Origin of the sequence: Desulfomonile tiedjei (genome assembly GCA_016212925.1) — a bacterium.
Lineage (GTDB): Bacteria > Desulfobacterota > Desulfomonilia > Desulfomonilales > Desulfomonilaceae > JACRDF01.
Map to the genome: position 1 here is coordinate 17,160 of JACRDF010000020.1, position 14,000 is coordinate 31,159.

Below are 14,000 nucleotides of genomic sequence, written 5' to 3' on the forward strand. Positions count from 1 at the left end.
TGTTACCCATATGAGGGCGCATGGCATACAGGCCCACGGAGCAGTTGCGAATATTGACTCTGATCCTGTTGAAGGGTAGTGTGGCTTGTTGGAATCCCGTTAACAACTTGGGATGTGGAGGCACCCGCGATGTGGAAGCGGATAAGCTTGCGTACCCGGATTCTCCTCGCACTGTCAGCTCTGGTCCTTGTGACAGTGGGAGGCGGACTGGTGTCTATCTTTTACGGGTACTTGATGGACAAGTTTGTCACCAGAGTGACGGACTCCGGACTGGTGGCGCTTCAGGCGGCCCAGGAGTTGGAAAACGCCATATGCATGCAGAAAGGCTTCGTGTCATATTATTTTCAAGACTCCGATCCCATGTGGCTGGAGCAACTGGAAAAACACCACCACCAGTTTGAAGATTGGCTTAAAAGGGCCAGGATGACCGCCGACACTCCTCAAGAAAGAGATATAATCAATCAAATCGAAGCAAACTACGTGCGGTACTCGATTTCCAGAGCAGAAGTAGTTGCCTTGTACAAAGAAGGCAAAAAGGAAGCCGGATTCGCGCTGCATAAGAAGGTACGTTTCCAGTTTCTCAACATTATTGAACTCTGTAATGAGTATAAAGACAAACAGCAAGCCAGACTAGCCTCGGCCCGCGACAGCATGAAGGCGCGTGCGCAATTGATAAACCTTTTGGCTTTGGTGGCGCTTTTCAGCGTCATAGTGCTGGCCGTGGTTCTCGCGTACACGTTGCTCAATCAGATTTTGGGGCCCATCCGCCAATTGGCCCTGGAAACCAGCACGCCGAAAAGCGATGTGGGGGCCGGGGATGAGGTGGCAGCGCTGAGTTTGCGTTTTCATAATCTAATCGCAGACGTGGATCAGACGAAAAGCAAGCTGAAATGGAGCCGAGAGCATCTCCAACAGGCGGAAAAGTGGGCCCTTGTGGGCAAATTGGCTGCCGGCGTGGCCCACAGCGTACGCAACCCCCTCACTTCGGTTAAAATGCGACTCTTCTCGATGGAGCGTTCGTTGGCCTTGTCCTCAAGCCAGAAAGAAGATTTCGAGGTCATCACGGAGGAGATCCGCCACATTGATACTATCGTCGGGAACTTCTTGGAATTCTCCCGGCCTCCGAAGCTGAAGATGCAAAAGGTCAGCCCTTCAGACGCGGTGGACATGGCGATTCAGCTTCTCCACCACCGGCTCGAATCGTATGATGTGAGGGTGGAAGTGAAAAGAGATGGCCGGCTTCCGGAAATTTTGGCCGATCCGGACCAGTTGAAGGAGGTTCTCGTAAACCTGATAGTTAACGCCTGTGAGGCCATGGTAAACGGCGGAGAAATCACAATCGAGGAGCGGCAGAGCCAAGCCGAGAATCTCGGTCCGGTGGTCATAATACGTGTGAGCGACAACGGGCCGGGGGTTCCGGAGTCCATTCAGGCAAAGCTTTTTCAACCGTTTTTTAGCACCAAGGAAGAAGGCACCGGGCTGGGGCTCAGTATTGCCACAAGAATTGTGGAAGAGCACGGCGGTTGGCTTGACCTCAAGTCTCGGGAGGGCGAAGGGGCCGCCTTCATAATTACGCTGCCGGCAGGGGAGGAGCAGACGTGGCAACCATCCTGATAGTAGACGATGACGCACAATTAAGGCACAGCTTCGAGAAACTTCTGACAGCGGAGGGACACGTGGTCCGCACGTCACCCACCGGCGAAGGGGGACTGGAATTGGTTCGCAGCAGTGTCCCGGATTTAGTCATCATGGACGTGAGGCTCCCGGGAATGGACGGTCTCCAGGCCTTTCAGGCCATGCATGAGATCGAGCCCAGGCTGCCGGTCATAGTGATGACCGCGTACGGGAGCACAGACACAGCTATCGAAGCCACTAAGATGGGCGCTTTCGACTACGTGCTAAAGCCGTTTGATATACCGGAGATGCTGTCGACGATCGAGAAAGGACTCGAAGCGGGGCGTTTCATGCGCTCACGCGTTGGGCTGGATGTTGCCACAGAGGCGGATTCCACCGATGTAATTTTCGGACGCAGCAAGTCGATGCAGGAGGTATACAAAGCCATAGGACGCGTCGCTTCGACGGACGCCACAGTGCTCATTCGCGGGGAATCCGGAACCGGGAAAGAGCTTGTGGCACGGGCCATATACCAGCACAGTATACGATCGGAAAAGCCCTTTCTGGTAATCAATTGCGTTGCCATCCCGGAAACGCTACTTGAAAGCGAGCTTTTCGGTTATGAGAAAGGGGCCTTCACCGGGGCCGTTAATCGCCGGGTAGGCAAGATTGAACAGGCTCACGGCGGCACAGTGTTTCTCGACGAGATCGGTGACATGCCGTTCAGCATCCAGGCCAAGATCCTTCGTCTCCTCCAGGAAAAAAGCATAGAGCGCCTTGGCGGCCGCTCCCCCATCCCTGTAGACGTGCGGGTCATCGCGGCCACAAACCGCGATTTGGAAGCCGCGCTTGCCGAAGGACGATTCCGGGAAGACCTTTACTATCGGCTCAAGGTGGTTACGCTTAGGCTCCCTCCACTAAGGGAGCGCTCCGGCGACATCGTGATGTTGGCAGAGTACTTCCTGGGCCGTTTTGCCAAAGAGATGACCATGGAGAGCCCGGGAATAACCGACGAAGCCCGAACCATCATGAACAACTATCCATGGCCCGGCAATGTCCGAGAACTGGGCAATACCATTCAGAAAGCGTTGATTTTTAGCCGAGGGGCGCCAATCAACGGCGACGAGATGTCTCAAGCTATCCGAGGCGAGAGTGCGGGGAAAGCCGTCAGAAGCGACCGTGACGACGAATCCGTTCGTCAGTGGCTTCGCCGGGCACTTTCTTCAGAGCCGGGAGACAAGGTCTTCAGCGACGTAGTTGACCGGTTTTCAGGTTTGCTGATCACCGAGGCCCTTAACCTTACAGGAGGCAATCGGTCCCAGGCAGCCAAACTCCTCGGCCTCTCGCGGCCCACTCTCCTGGCTAAAATCGAAAAATACGGCATTAGAATAGAAACAGCGGTAAAGAGCGGCTAGCGGCCAAGCGCTCGGAATGCCTGATGACATTGCGTGGTCAAACAATTAACATTCGACCCAATCATGCACGGACCTGACCAAGCTCAGGTCCGTCGCACCCACAGCGCGAAGGTGATGCGATCTTGGGTGCCACTGACCTGGTGCCCCAGGTCAGTGCGGATTTTGCTTCCACCTGTCTTTTACTGTTTGAAAGCGAACTAGTATGAGACTATGGGGAGGTCACGAACCCCGGTGCAGCCTGGCAGCTATTTGGCGGGAAGCTTCATCGATCCGGGCGTCTACCAACTCCTCCAGCCGGTCGATATTCCAACCTACGCAGACGTCTTTGCCATCCACAACAAACGCAGGCGTCCCCGAAACACGATGGCGAAGTTGCTTCCACAATCCGAGCGGAGACTGAGCGTCTATTATCTTGATACGAACGCGGTGCTTGTAAGTCTCGGATATTTTTTGAAGACAATCGCCCAATCTGGCTAGGTCCTGCTTCCAGTCTTCAGGATAATCGTCTTCGCAGGAATCGCGGTAATGTTTCTGCACATCAAGTCCTTCAAAGATCGGGCCGCACCTGCTGCACCTGAACTCTAACGCGGTTATGAGGGGAACCACTACTTCGATGTGAATCGGGGTCATGAAACATCTCCTTGTGTCAAATTATATTCTTGCCGCGGTTCTGTGGCAAGTGCTTGCCGGAGGAAGGGACAGCTGTCGCTTGCAAACGTTCCGTTAAGTGGGCGAATTGTCGGTGCTCCGCCGTTGCAAGGAGTTAACAGACAAAGCATCCTCAACGCATATGTCGCTTGTCAAAATCTTTGTCGTTTTTCATCCGTCCCCGAAAAATTACAGATGGTCGCTTGGGTGTCCCGCCACCGCGGGACTGGACAAGCCAGCGGTGGCACCCACTACAAGTAAATCACCTGATGTCAGCAAATTACCGCAAGAAACATCCTCGCTGGTTAGCGGACATCAATTTTGACACCTGCTATAAAGGCGGAGATTTTTCCCCCGCCATCCCGCGGGGCCGCAATGACAGCCTTTCCCCACCCGGAAAAGAAAGGTTACGGCCGGCTCGGGCAAAAGTCCTTGAATTAATTTCGGCAATGCGTCAAGGTAACCCGATGGCCGTTCCTACGGGGCCTCGAACCCACGAGAGGTTGCCATGTACAAGAAAATACTGATCCCTTTGGATGGATCGAAAAACGACGAAGTGGTCATCGAGCATGTCAAAACTCTGGCGCTCGAATTCAAGTCGTCGCTTACCTTGATTCTCGTTTATCGATTGGCAAAGGCCGATGATCCGTTCGAAAGACAAATGCAGATGGAGGATGGGTCGTCCGGTTACAGAGCCAGGTTGCGAGCCGAGGCCTATCTCCCGAAGCTTGAAGAATCGTTGCGCAGGCAGGGGGTTGAAGTCGTCACCGAGTTCTTGATTGTGGAAGAGCCCGAAGCGCAGGCAATCGTGAGATATGCCCGTGAAAAAGACTTTGATCTAATTGCCTTGACCAACCGCGAACGATCTCCCATTGGCAATTTCTTCTTCGGCAACATTGAAGAAAAAGTGCGGAGACGATCCACCATACCGGTACTATTTGTTTCCGAAGGCCGGTCCCAAGAGGAGAGGAGCTGATGAATCCTGAAGATCTAATCCGTCGCTTGAACAAGCTCCTGGAGGGGGAACTAATGGCGCTGGAATACTATCGCATACATGCGGACGCCATACCGGAGGAAGAAATCGTGGCAGGTGTCAGGGCCATCATCCCTGCGGAGCATGCCCATGCAGTCAGCTTGACGACCAGGATAATCGAACTGGGAGGGATGCCTGTCCAACCGGGCGGAGAAGCTTCCGCTAAAGGGAGAGAGATGGGACAAATCAGCAAAGGCCAGGGGACGCCTGCCATGGTGAAGCTCGAACTGGAAGGTGAACAAAACGCCATAAAGGCGTACGCCGAGATGGTAGCGGACGTAGAGGGCGATTTGATAACCCTGGAAATGCTGGAAGAGCAGCTCTTCGACGAAATGCGGCACGCCAAATGGCTGAAGCAGAGAGTTTTGCAGCTTGAGGCATAAGCAGGCCGATTTTATCGGTACCACTTTTTACCACAGTTCGAAAGCGCCCTTAAGTCCGCTTGGCTGTCCGAAGACCCCAGATCGTCAGGCCACGCCGTCCTTTCAAAAGGAGAGGCCACGGTCAGTTGACATGAGGTAAGGGAACCCTATATTGATTGCCAGTGACTTGGAACTGGCTTTCCGCTATTTTTATTCCAAAGGTTTACAGAAAGGATCGTCAAATGAGAATTCCCGGATTTGTAGCGACGGCGCATGCCCTGGTAGCCGCATTTCTGCTGTCGCTATTGTTGTGCGGTTTTTCGGCGGCTGCGGAGGTCAAGCTCGCTCAACTCAACTTGCAGAAGGTGTTCAATCAGTCTACCAAGGTCAAGGTCATTATAGAAGAAGTGAAGAAGATGCAGACGGATTCCGTGACAAAAATGAACGTTCTGTCCACGGAAATCGGCAAGGTCGAGCAGCAACTTAAAGAAGGCCAAGATAAGCTTTCAAAGGAAGAAAAAGAAAAACTCGAAGCCGATTTGAAGAAAATAAAGGAAGACTTGCGTTCCGAGCAGGAGACGGCAAAGGTCAAGATAAACTTCAAGCAAAAATCTGCACAGAATGTGATCAACAGCCAAATCCAGGAAGCTGTGGCCAAAATAGCCAATGAAGAAGGGTACACGGTCGTTCTGGCGAGCGAAACCATTATTTATTCAAAGGATGTTGGGGACATCACTGATAAGGTGGCCAAAGCCCTTGACACCATGCCGCTGCCCGAAGGTCTCCTTAGGCCGTAGGGCATAGTCAATCAGCCGGATGTGGTCGTGAAACCAGGTTTGCAGGTCAACCTCCAGGTTCTATTTCCGCCTGTCAATTCATCGGAAAAGGCGCGAACACAAGTCTCTGAAGGATAGCGTGATTTGCCGAAATGACTGAGAAATACGACATGGCAGTCATTGGCGGCGGTCCCGCGGGCTACGTTGCCGCCCTTCGCGGCCGACAGTTAGGGCTCCAGGTTGCTCTTGTCGAAATGGAAAGGATCGGGGGGTGTTGCCTTAACCGCGGGTGCATTCCCACAAAGTCGCTCCTGGCAGATGTGGAGGGCTTGCATTGGGTCCGCCGTGCAGTTCGGGGCGGGGTCCTCGACAGGGAACCTAGAGTCGATTTTTCACGGATGGTCAAACGCAAAGACGATGTGGTTGAAAGGGTGCGTTCCAATCTGGAAAAGCTCCTGGAATCCTCAGGAGTAGCCCTGTTCAGGGCCGCGGGAAAGATCCTCGACCCCGGAACCGCCCTGCTTGACACTGGAGAAGTCATCCGTGCTCGGAACGTAGTAGTCGCTACCGGCGCCCGTTCGTGGAGGCCGCCCATTCCCGGAGTGGATTCGCCCGGCGTTTTGACTACCAGGGAAATGCTGAATGTCCGCAAGATCCCGGACAATCTAGTGATCATCGGCGGTGGCATCATCGGACAGGAGTTTGCAGACATATTCTCCGTCCTGGGAACCAAGGTCACGGTCCTGGAGGCGTTGGACAGGATCCTCAGCAACGTGGATGCGGAACTGGCTCGAAGGTATGCGAGCTTCCTGCCGGGCAGAGGTGTCACATCCGAGGCCGGCGTGCAGGTTCATGGTATCCGGGAGCAGGGGACTTCCCTCCAGGTGGTGTACGAGAAGAAAGGCAAAGAGAAGAGCGTAACAGCGGACATGGTTCTGCTGGCAACGGGTCGCCGACCCAATTTAGATGGATGCGGCGCGGTAGAAATGGGGCTTCGTGTGCAAGGCGGATCTCTGGAGGTGGATCGATTCCTTCGTACTTCGGTTGAAGGGATATACGCGGCGGGGGATGTTGTCGGAGGGAAAATGCTCGCGCACCTGGCGTCATACCATGGGGAAATTGTAGCGGAAAACGTCGCGGACCGCGACAACCCCCTGAACGATGGTATTGTGCCTTCTTGCATATTCACCAATCCGCAAATCGCCTGGGTAGGGTTTACCGAAGAGGAGGCCAAGCAAGCCGGACGCTCGTTCCGCACAAGTATGTTTTCGCTCGCGAACAATGGCAAGGCTCAAGCCCTCGGCGAACACCGGGGGTGGCTCAAACTGATCGAGGACTCCGACACCGGCAGGTTGATCGGCGCTCATTTCCTCGGGCCGCAAGCGTCAGAATTGATCGTGGAAATGACTTTGGCTCTGAAGAAGGGATTCTCGGCTTCGGACGTTGCCGAGGCAATTCATCCGCATCCCACTCTGTCAGAAGGAGTGCGAGAAGCCGCGCTTGGTCTGCTTGACGGGCCGATCCACGCGGAGCCTAGGATTAAGCGCTTCCCCGCCTGACACCGTCTTTCCTTGAGAGCGGGAATTTGCCGGGGAGATTCTTGTTGGAGACCACTCTGACTCTGTAGATGAGATATCAAATAGGAAGCAAAACACAATGGCTGAATTCAAATCGTTGTCACCCGCAGTAGAAGTGGCCGGCGAGGTGCTGATGGCGTTTCTCGCCGCCTTCCCTCAAGAATTTAGATCGTCCGGTCTCCGCATCCTGGAGCAGCACGGACTGTCAGACCCAAAACCTAACCAATTCTATGCCCTTCAGAATTTTCTCGATGCTATGAAGCAGATTTCCCAATCCTTCTCCACACAAATGCTTTTCCGCATCGGGGAACAGATTGCCCTTCATGCAGCGCTGCCTCCCGGCATAGATGACTTGCAGAAGTGCTTGGCGTCCATAGACGTAGCCTATCACATGAACCACCGAGGCGGTGAGATAGGACGCTATGATTACAAGCTTCTCGGAACGGAGGTGGGGTTAGGGAAGGCAACAATGACCTGTCCCAACCCGTATCCCTGTTCGTTCGATCGAGGGGTCATCGAGGGGTTTGCCAAGAGGTTCAAGTTGCCAGGGTCCTATGATGTCCTAGTCAGACACGATGACTCTCAACCATGTCGGGGAAAAGGGGATGAATCCTGCACCTACATTGTCACTTGGCTGTAAGGGTTAATGTGGTTCCGGATAGAGTCGACAAACGATAGTCAGGAGTTATTCCCGCAATTCTTCTTTTGGACTGAAGCGCATCGGGTCTTGCGGCAAATCCCTAATGGATACGGCACGCCGTGTTCTCGCAATAAGATGATCCGCTGAAGCCGGCTAGAGGGGTACGGCGTGCCGTGCCCAAGCAAACCATGCCTTGAAAGAGCGACCGCATGCCACCACAATTCCCAACGAGTAGCATTGCAGATTGTTCAGGTTTGCACGCGCGTCAAAGGTGAAGCCAGTTGCAAGCATTCCGTTTGTTAGACACGGGAAGTCTGTCTGCCGCGGCCAACATGGCCCTTGACAAGATCATACTCGAAGAAGTCGCGTCCCGGACCTCGCCGCCGACAATTCGCTTCTTACAATTCAAGCCTGCTGCCGCGCTTGTGGGTTACCACCAAGATATCCACCAGGAAATAAGGAGGGATTTCTGTGAGTCTCATGGCATTGACATGAGCAGGAGGCATACTGGTGGCGGTGCCATCCTGTTCCAGGAATCCGCCCTCGGGTGGGAGTTGTTCGGCAGACCCGGCTCTGCGCCGTTTCATGGGAATTACGAAAAGATACTCAACCGAATTTGCATGGCAGCAGCGTCCGCGATCTCTCGTTTGGGCGTCCCTGCCCGCTTCCGGCCCCGCAACGACATCGAAATCAACGGGCGCAAAATCTCCGGCACCGGCGGAACCACGGTTTCCGGCGGGTACATGTTTCAAGGCACGCTGCTCGTCGAGAACGAGATTGAGTTCTTTCTCAAGGCCCTGCGAGTGCCCGTGGAGAAATTGAAAAAGCGAGAAATCGAATCTTTGATGGAAAGGATATGTTTCCTTTCGGACTTGCTTAAACCCACCCCGGATATTCAGACAATCAAACAAGTCATCGCTAAAGAGTTCTCAGATCAACTACAAATCGAGCTTATTCCCGGAGACCTGACCGATCTGGAAAAGACACGCTTGAATGAAGAACTGAGCTACTTCCAGAGCCCTGGGTGGATTGCGGCACGGTCTCGGCCACAAGATGAAGGGGAGCCGATCCGGTCTATCACCCAGACCGAAGCTGGAACCTTGAGGGTGCATCTGTGGCTGGCCCCTGGAGGCCGACGAATTCGGCAGGCCTTGATTGCCGGAGATTTTTTTGCCGTTCCCACACGGCTCGTGAACGATTTGGAAGCGGCTCTTGTCGGTGTGCGCGCCGAGAGAACTCAGCTTGAAGAGTCTGTGAGGTCTTTTTTGGACCAATATGATGGGAAGATTATCGGAATCGACTGCGAGACTGTGGCACAGGCCATAGCCTCCGCAGGTGAACGGCTGCTTTTGATGCGCGAGGATTTTACCCGGACGGAAATCAACGAACTTTTCCTGCTCAACCTGTCGCCAGAGCAATTGAGGAGGCACAGACCCAGATGGTTGCTCCTTCCCTACTGCTCCAAGAGCCTGGCTTGCGCTTATCGAAGGGTCGCGGGGTGTGACGAGTGTGGATCCTGCGAGATCGGGGAGTGCTTCGCGCTTGCACGCTCCTTCAACATGGATCCCGTTACCGTGCAAAGCTTCGAACATCTCATGGAGGTTTTGCACAACAAGTGCGCGGGCGAAGACGGTGTCTACGTGGGCTCTTGCTGCGAAGCTTTCTATTCCAAACACCAGCGTGAGATGGAGCGAGTCAATGCCCGCGGGGTGTTGGTAAATCTCGATTCCACAACCTGTTACGATTTGGGTAAGGGAATGGACGCGTACAGAGGCAATTTTGACAACAAGACCTTTCTGAATCTGCCTTTGATCGAAAAAACAATCAGGCGTCTCAATGTCGGTTGAATTCCTTTGCGACATACTTGTGATCGGGGCCGGTCCGGCCGGTTCATGCGCTGCGTCCACCGCTGCTCGTGCAGGAATGTCCACCGTATTGATAGATGCCAAAGTCAGAATCGGCGAGCAGCCTCACTGTGGCGAATTCGTCCCGGAACGGCTCTTTGTCGAGTTCGATATGGACCAGTCTTCAGTGATTCATCGTGTGGATTCGATGGAAACCCGGACGATCGAAGGTGTCGGACAGGACAGTCATAAGACAAAACTGGTCGCGTCCCCAGGGTTCTTGATCGATCGAGTGCGCTTCGACCGCGACCTCGCACGAGAGGCCGTAGCAGCCGGTGCAACCGTGTTGTGTTCAACTCGACTGTTGCGAAAGGAAAACCAAGACTGGTTTGCCGGTTCGGGCCAGGAGGAAATGAAATTCCGTCCTCGTTTCGTAATAGCCGCGGACGGAGCTTTGTCAACGGTTGCCCGAGCCCTGGGCCTTAAGCAGGCGAGCTTTCTCCGCGGGCTTCAGGTGGAGGCCCCTTTTTGTGGAGTCTCTGATAGGACCTACATTTTTCTGGATCGATCTATTGTCGGCGGATACGGCTGGGTCTTTCCCAAAGGAAAAACCGCCAACGTGGGTGTTGGTGTTGATCCTCGCGAATGCCCTGATACCGGCCGGATTCTCGCCCAATTTTTGAGCTACCTGGGCGGCGCAGGACTGATCCGGCCGGGGCAACTGGCCCGTTCAGGCGGAGTAATACCGGTGTCCGGCGTCAGGGATTCCCTAGTAGTTGGGAATGTCGTCTTTTGTGGTGACGCGGCAGGCCTGACTCATCCCATTACCGGTGCGGGAATTCCGCAGGCGGTTTTCTCCGGCAGGCAGGCCGGACAAGCCGTCGCGGAGGCCATCAAGAGTGGCAGCCGCCAGCCTTTGGCCGATTACGAGGCTGAGACCAAGGGCCGGTACGGCGGAATCATAGATCATGCGCTCAAAAAGCGCCGCGTCATGATGGATAGCTGGAATGAACCAGACTTTGACCGTGTCTGCGAAAGGACATGGATCGCGTTCAAAGGCTACAAGACTAGGGAGCGCTTTCAGTGAACCCGAACAAGAACATTCCTCGAACAGATAATCCTCTCGCGGGTTTCACTCAAGGGACTACCAGCGACAGCTTCGAGTCAGAGGAACTGTCGTTGCTGAGCGAGCGCGCCTGGCTTGAATCGAGGAACCGTCACGGGAATCGTCTCAGCGTACATGTTCCGGGGATGTTCGTGGTCAACGGCAGACGAGGAAAGTACCGAGCGGTTTCCATAACCGGAAACCGATGCGAACTGGATTGCGAGCACTGCAAGGGCACTTTGCTCAAGACCATGCCCCATGCAGAGGATTCGCGATCTCTACTCCGTTTGGGATTGGAAGCCGCGGCCCGAGGTGATTTCGGACTTCTTGTCACGGGTGGCTGCGATGAGCAAGGCAGATTGCCCTGGAAGGGCTTCCTTCAGGCCATCCGCTTGCTGAAGGCCCGAACCGACCTGACCATTACGGTGCATTCAGGCCAGGTGGACAGCGAAACCGCTGCGGCACTCAAGGAATCGGGCGTGGATCAGGCCCTGGTGGATGTCATAGGAGACGATGCCACCGCGCGAGAGGTCTATCACCTGGCCGGTGGGGTGCGTTCCATTCAAGAGACGCTCGATGCGCTGGCTGCAGCGGAACTGGAAATCGTGCCGCATGTACTGTACGGGCTTTATTACGGGAAAGAAAGAGGCGAGCAAGCAGCACTGGAAATCTTGAAACAATATCCGCTCAACAAGTATGTGGTGGTAGTGGTGGTCCCGAAAAAAGGGACCCCCATGAGTGACATCTCCGTGCCGTCACCGAGCAGGGTGGCTGCTTTCCTCGCGGAGGCGCGTTTGAAACTCCCGAATCTCAAGGCGTCTTTGGGCTGCGCGAGGCCACGCGGGCATTACGGCAGGGCCCTCGATGTCCTGGCTGTGAAGGCGGGCGTCAATTCGCTGGCGCTGCCATCCGATCGAGCCCTGGAGGAAGCGCAAGTCAGGGGCCTGGATGTGGTGTACAAGGAGACCTGCTGTTCTTTGGGGTAGCGCTTCAGATAGCACATTTCGAACCCAGAGGTGAGACATCATGGATATGCGGCGCTTGGAAGTGTTGTGCAAGGTTATCGAACTGAAGAGCTTCACCAAGGCCGCTGAGGCTCTGCTATTGTCTCAACCGACCGTCAGCGAGCATATCCGTTCTCTGGAAGAGGCGCTTGGAGAGAGGCTGATCGACCGACTGGGACGCGAAGTTCTCGCCACGCCGGCGGGCCGGGTTTTTTATCAGTACGCGCGCAACATCATCCAGTTGCGCGAAGAGGCTGTCCAGGCTCTCGAGCAATTCAAAGGGAACCTGTCAGGGCACCTGACCCTCGGAGCGAGCACAATTCCGGGAACGTACGTGGTTCCAAGGTTCATTGGCTCTTTCAAAGCTATTCATCCAGCCATTCAGATGACATTGCGGATCTCCGACACGGCACAAATAGTGCGGGCCGTACTGGAAGGAGATTTGGAGGCCGGTATGATCGGCTCCAAATGGAATGATCGCCGAATCTTGCTCGAAGAACTGTTCACCGATGAGCTGATATTGGCCGTGTTCTCCGGGCACCCGTGGGCCCGTAAGAAGCGCATCAGTCCTGACGAGATGATTGGCGAGCCCTTTATCCTTCGAGAAAGAGGGTCAGGGACCAGGATGGTCATGGAGCGAATACTTGAGGAACACGGCTTCGATGCTTCCCGTCTTTTTGTTGTTGCGGAGATGGGGAGCACTGAAGCGGTACGTCAAGGAATAAAGGCAAGAATCGGCGTTTCGATTTTGTCGCGTCAGGCCGTGGAAGACGACATGCAATACGGGGCACTGGAACCTGTGGAAATAGATGGGATTCGCTTCTATCGTCCCCTGTATCTGGTTCAGCGCAGGAACCGCAGGCTGTCGCCATTGTGTGAGGCCTTCCTCGCCCACTTACGGACCGCGGTCAAAGAAGCGGAGTCGGCTTCAACTTAGCTTCCGCCATCATGCCGACAGATTATTCAAAGGCACAGCTTTTCATCCTCTGCTCCAGGATTGTCTAGCGGGATTCTTTGCTCCTCTCCTTGCAGAAGTCGACAAATCTCTGAACAAGCGGTGACCGTGCCGCACCGTCCCAATAGAAAAAGAGGGGCAGAATCAAGGGATAAGAGTTGTCCCGAAGGGTCTGTTCGGACGGTAACACGGCAGGGGACTGGGCTTCCCGCTGGAGCCCCAGGATCTTTATTGACTTCTTTGCCACGGCTCTTTCCGCATCGGCCAGGCCACAGTACGCAATTGCCCAAGGTTTTCTGGCCGCCACTTCTCTAATGATATCATGGTAATAGGGCCTAATCTTGGAATCCGAGGAGAAATAGTCGTTCTCCATAACCGCTTCGCGAAGGAAGATGGATGTGCCTGAGACCTGGTCTGTGGTGACCACGATTATCGGTTCAACGGGCCCACCCAATTCACTCCATTGGGTCAACTCTCCGGCCAAGATCTTCCGCAGTTGTTCCAGAGTCACCTGCCGGAGCGGGTTATTGGGGTGCGTTATGATTGCCACGCAGGATCGAGTGATTTCAACCTCAGCGGGTGACATGTCTGCCACCGCACCGGTTTGAATCTCCTTGGGGATTATCTTGCGAGATGCCATCACCAGATCCGCTGATTTGTCAAAAAGCGCATCGAATCCGAGCGCAGTTCCTCCCCCACTCACGACGACCCTGACGTTCGGGTTTTTCTCAGTGAACTGCGCCGCCCATTTGTCGCAGATGCTGGCCATGGCGTTGGCGCCCTTGACTTTCAAGATCTCGCGGCCTTTCTCTTGGGCTTGGCCGGGAGTGGCCATCATCGTTATGAGCAGGGCCAACGAAACCAAGACCGGCATCAAACGGCTTCTGTCCATCGTTTCACTCCTTTGGATAAACGAATGATTGTTTGAACCGCCGAGACCGAATCTACTCAACTCGATGACTTCAACCTTTTGAAGCAAAAACGCGTCGGTTGTCCGAAAAAACAGGTGGATATATCATCCGCACAC

Annotated in this window: 13 protein-coding genes; 11 read left to right on the plus strand and 2 right to left on the minus strand. The window is 54.5% G+C overall.

The features are described 5' to 3' along the window. The first annotated feature begins 129 nt into the window (after window positions 1-129). The gene (locus HY913_09095) at window positions 130-1,614 is read left to right on the plus strand and encodes an MCP four helix bundle domain-containing protein (GenBank protein MBI4963421.1); all 1,485 of its coding nucleotides are present in this window, start codon (window positions 130-132) and stop codon (window positions 1,612-1,614) included. Next, entirely contained in the window at window positions 1,599-3,029 is a 1,431-nt protein-coding gene (locus tag HY913_09100) for a sigma-54-dependent Fis family transcriptional regulator (GenBank protein ID MBI4963422.1), read from the plus strand. Before HY913_09095 ends, HY913_09100 begins: the two co-directional genes overlap by 16 nt. A gap of 219 nt (window positions 3,030-3,248) precedes the next feature. On the opposite strand, the gene HY913_09105 is transcribed toward HY913_09100, so the two are convergent. Continuing rightward, on the minus strand, window positions 3,249-3,659 hold the full coding sequence (locus tag HY913_09105; protein MBI4963423.1) for a hypothetical protein: 411 nt from the start codon (window positions 3,657-3,659) through the stop codon (window positions 3,249-3,251). Between the two features lie 526 nt (window positions 3,660-4,185). On the opposite strand from HY913_09105, the gene HY913_09110 reads away from it, so the two are divergent. From HY913_09110 to HY913_09150, 9 genes are all read left to right on the plus strand, one after another. Beyond that, window positions 4,186-4,653 (plus strand): universal stress protein, encoded by a 468-nt coding sequence (locus tag HY913_09110; GenBank protein ID MBI4963424.1) that lies wholly within the window; start codon window positions 4,186-4,188, stop codon window positions 4,651-4,653. Further along, a complete protein-coding gene (locus HY913_09115) occupies window positions 4,653-5,093 on the plus strand; it encodes a hypothetical protein (GenBank protein MBI4963425.1) in 441 nt (146 codons plus the stop codon). The genes HY913_09110 and HY913_09115 overlap by 1 nt, the downstream gene beginning before the upstream one ends. A gap of 221 nt (window positions 5,094-5,314) precedes the next feature. After that, window positions 5,315-5,869, plus strand: a complete 555-nt coding sequence (locus HY913_09120; GenBank protein MBI4963426.1) for an OmpH family outer membrane protein — start codon at window positions 5,315-5,317, stop codon at window positions 5,867-5,869. A gap of 131 nt (window positions 5,870-6,000) precedes the next feature. Beyond that, window positions 6,001-7,407: a dihydrolipoyl dehydrogenase gene (lpdA, locus tag HY913_09125; GenBank protein MBI4963427.1), complete on the plus strand. Its 1,407-nt coding sequence runs from the start codon at window positions 6,001-6,003 to the stop codon at window positions 7,405-7,407. Between the two features lie 97 nt (window positions 7,408-7,504). Further along, a complete protein-coding gene (locus HY913_09130; GenBank protein ID MBI4963428.1) occupies window positions 7,505-8,065 on the plus strand; it encodes a hypothetical protein in 561 nt (186 codons plus the stop codon). A gap of 281 nt (window positions 8,066-8,346) precedes the next feature. After that, window positions 8,347-9,912, plus strand: a complete 1,566-nt coding sequence (locus HY913_09135; protein MBI4963429.1) for a DUF116 domain-containing protein — start codon at window positions 8,347-8,349, stop codon at window positions 9,910-9,912. Then, entirely contained in the window at window positions 9,902-10,996 is a 1,095-nt protein-coding gene (locus tag HY913_09140) for an NAD(P)/FAD-dependent oxidoreductase (protein MBI4963430.1), read from the plus strand. Before HY913_09135 ends, HY913_09140 begins: the two co-directional genes overlap by 11 nt. Continuing rightward, window positions 10,993-12,000, plus strand: a complete 1,008-nt coding sequence (locus HY913_09145; protein MBI4963431.1) for a radical SAM protein — start codon at window positions 10,993-10,995, stop codon at window positions 11,998-12,000. Before HY913_09140 ends, HY913_09145 begins: the two co-directional genes overlap by 4 nt. A 40-nt stretch (window positions 12,001-12,040) precedes the next feature. Further along, entirely contained in the window at window positions 12,041-12,955 is a 915-nt protein-coding gene (locus HY913_09150; protein MBI4963432.1) for a LysR family transcriptional regulator, read from the plus strand. A 64-nt stretch (window positions 12,956-13,019) separates the two neighbouring features. Here the strand turns inward: HY913_09150 and HY913_09155 are convergent, their stop codons facing one another. Then, entirely contained in the window at window positions 13,020-13,865 is an 846-nt protein-coding gene (locus tag HY913_09155) for a phosphate ABC transporter substrate-binding protein (GenBank protein ID MBI4963433.1), read from the minus strand. Window positions 13,866-14,000: the final 135 nt, after the last annotated feature.

Bases quoted from the DNA above. Each gene is read 5' to 3' on its own strand.
- HY913_09150 (MBI4963432.1), top strand. From the start codon at position 12,041: ATGGATATGCGGCGCTTGGAAGTGTTGTGCAAGGTTATCGAACTGAAG.
- HY913_09095 (MBI4963421.1), top strand. From the start codon at position 130: ATGTGGAAGCGGATAAGCTTGCGTACCCGGATTCTCCTCGCACTGTCA.
- HY913_09120 (MBI4963426.1), top strand. From the start codon at position 5,315: ATGAGAATTCCCGGATTTGTAGCGACGGCGCATGCCCTGGTAGCCGCA.
- HY913_09105 (MBI4963423.1), bottom strand. From the start codon at position 3,659: ATGACCCCGATTCACATCGAAGTAGTGGTTCCCCTCATAACCGCGTTA.
- lpdA (MBI4963427.1), top strand. From the start codon at position 6,001: ATGACTGAGAAATACGACATGGCAGTCATTGGCGGCGGTCCCGCGGGC.
- HY913_09130 (MBI4963428.1), top strand. From the start codon at position 7,505: ATGGCTGAATTCAAATCGTTGTCACCCGCAGTAGAAGTGGCCGGCGAG.
- HY913_09140 (MBI4963430.1), top strand. From the start codon at position 9,902: ATGTCGGTTGAATTCCTTTGCGACATACTTGTGATCGGGGCCGGTCCG.
- HY913_09110 (MBI4963424.1), top strand. From the start codon at position 4,186: ATGTACAAGAAAATACTGATCCCTTTGGATGGATCGAAAAACGACGAA.
- HY913_09115 (MBI4963425.1), top strand. From the start codon at position 4,653: ATGAATCCTGAAGATCTAATCCGTCGCTTGAACAAGCTCCTGGAGGGG.
- HY913_09155 (MBI4963433.1), bottom strand. From the start codon at position 13,865: ATGGACAGAAGCCGTTTGATGCCGGTCTTGGTTTCGTTGGCCCTGCTC.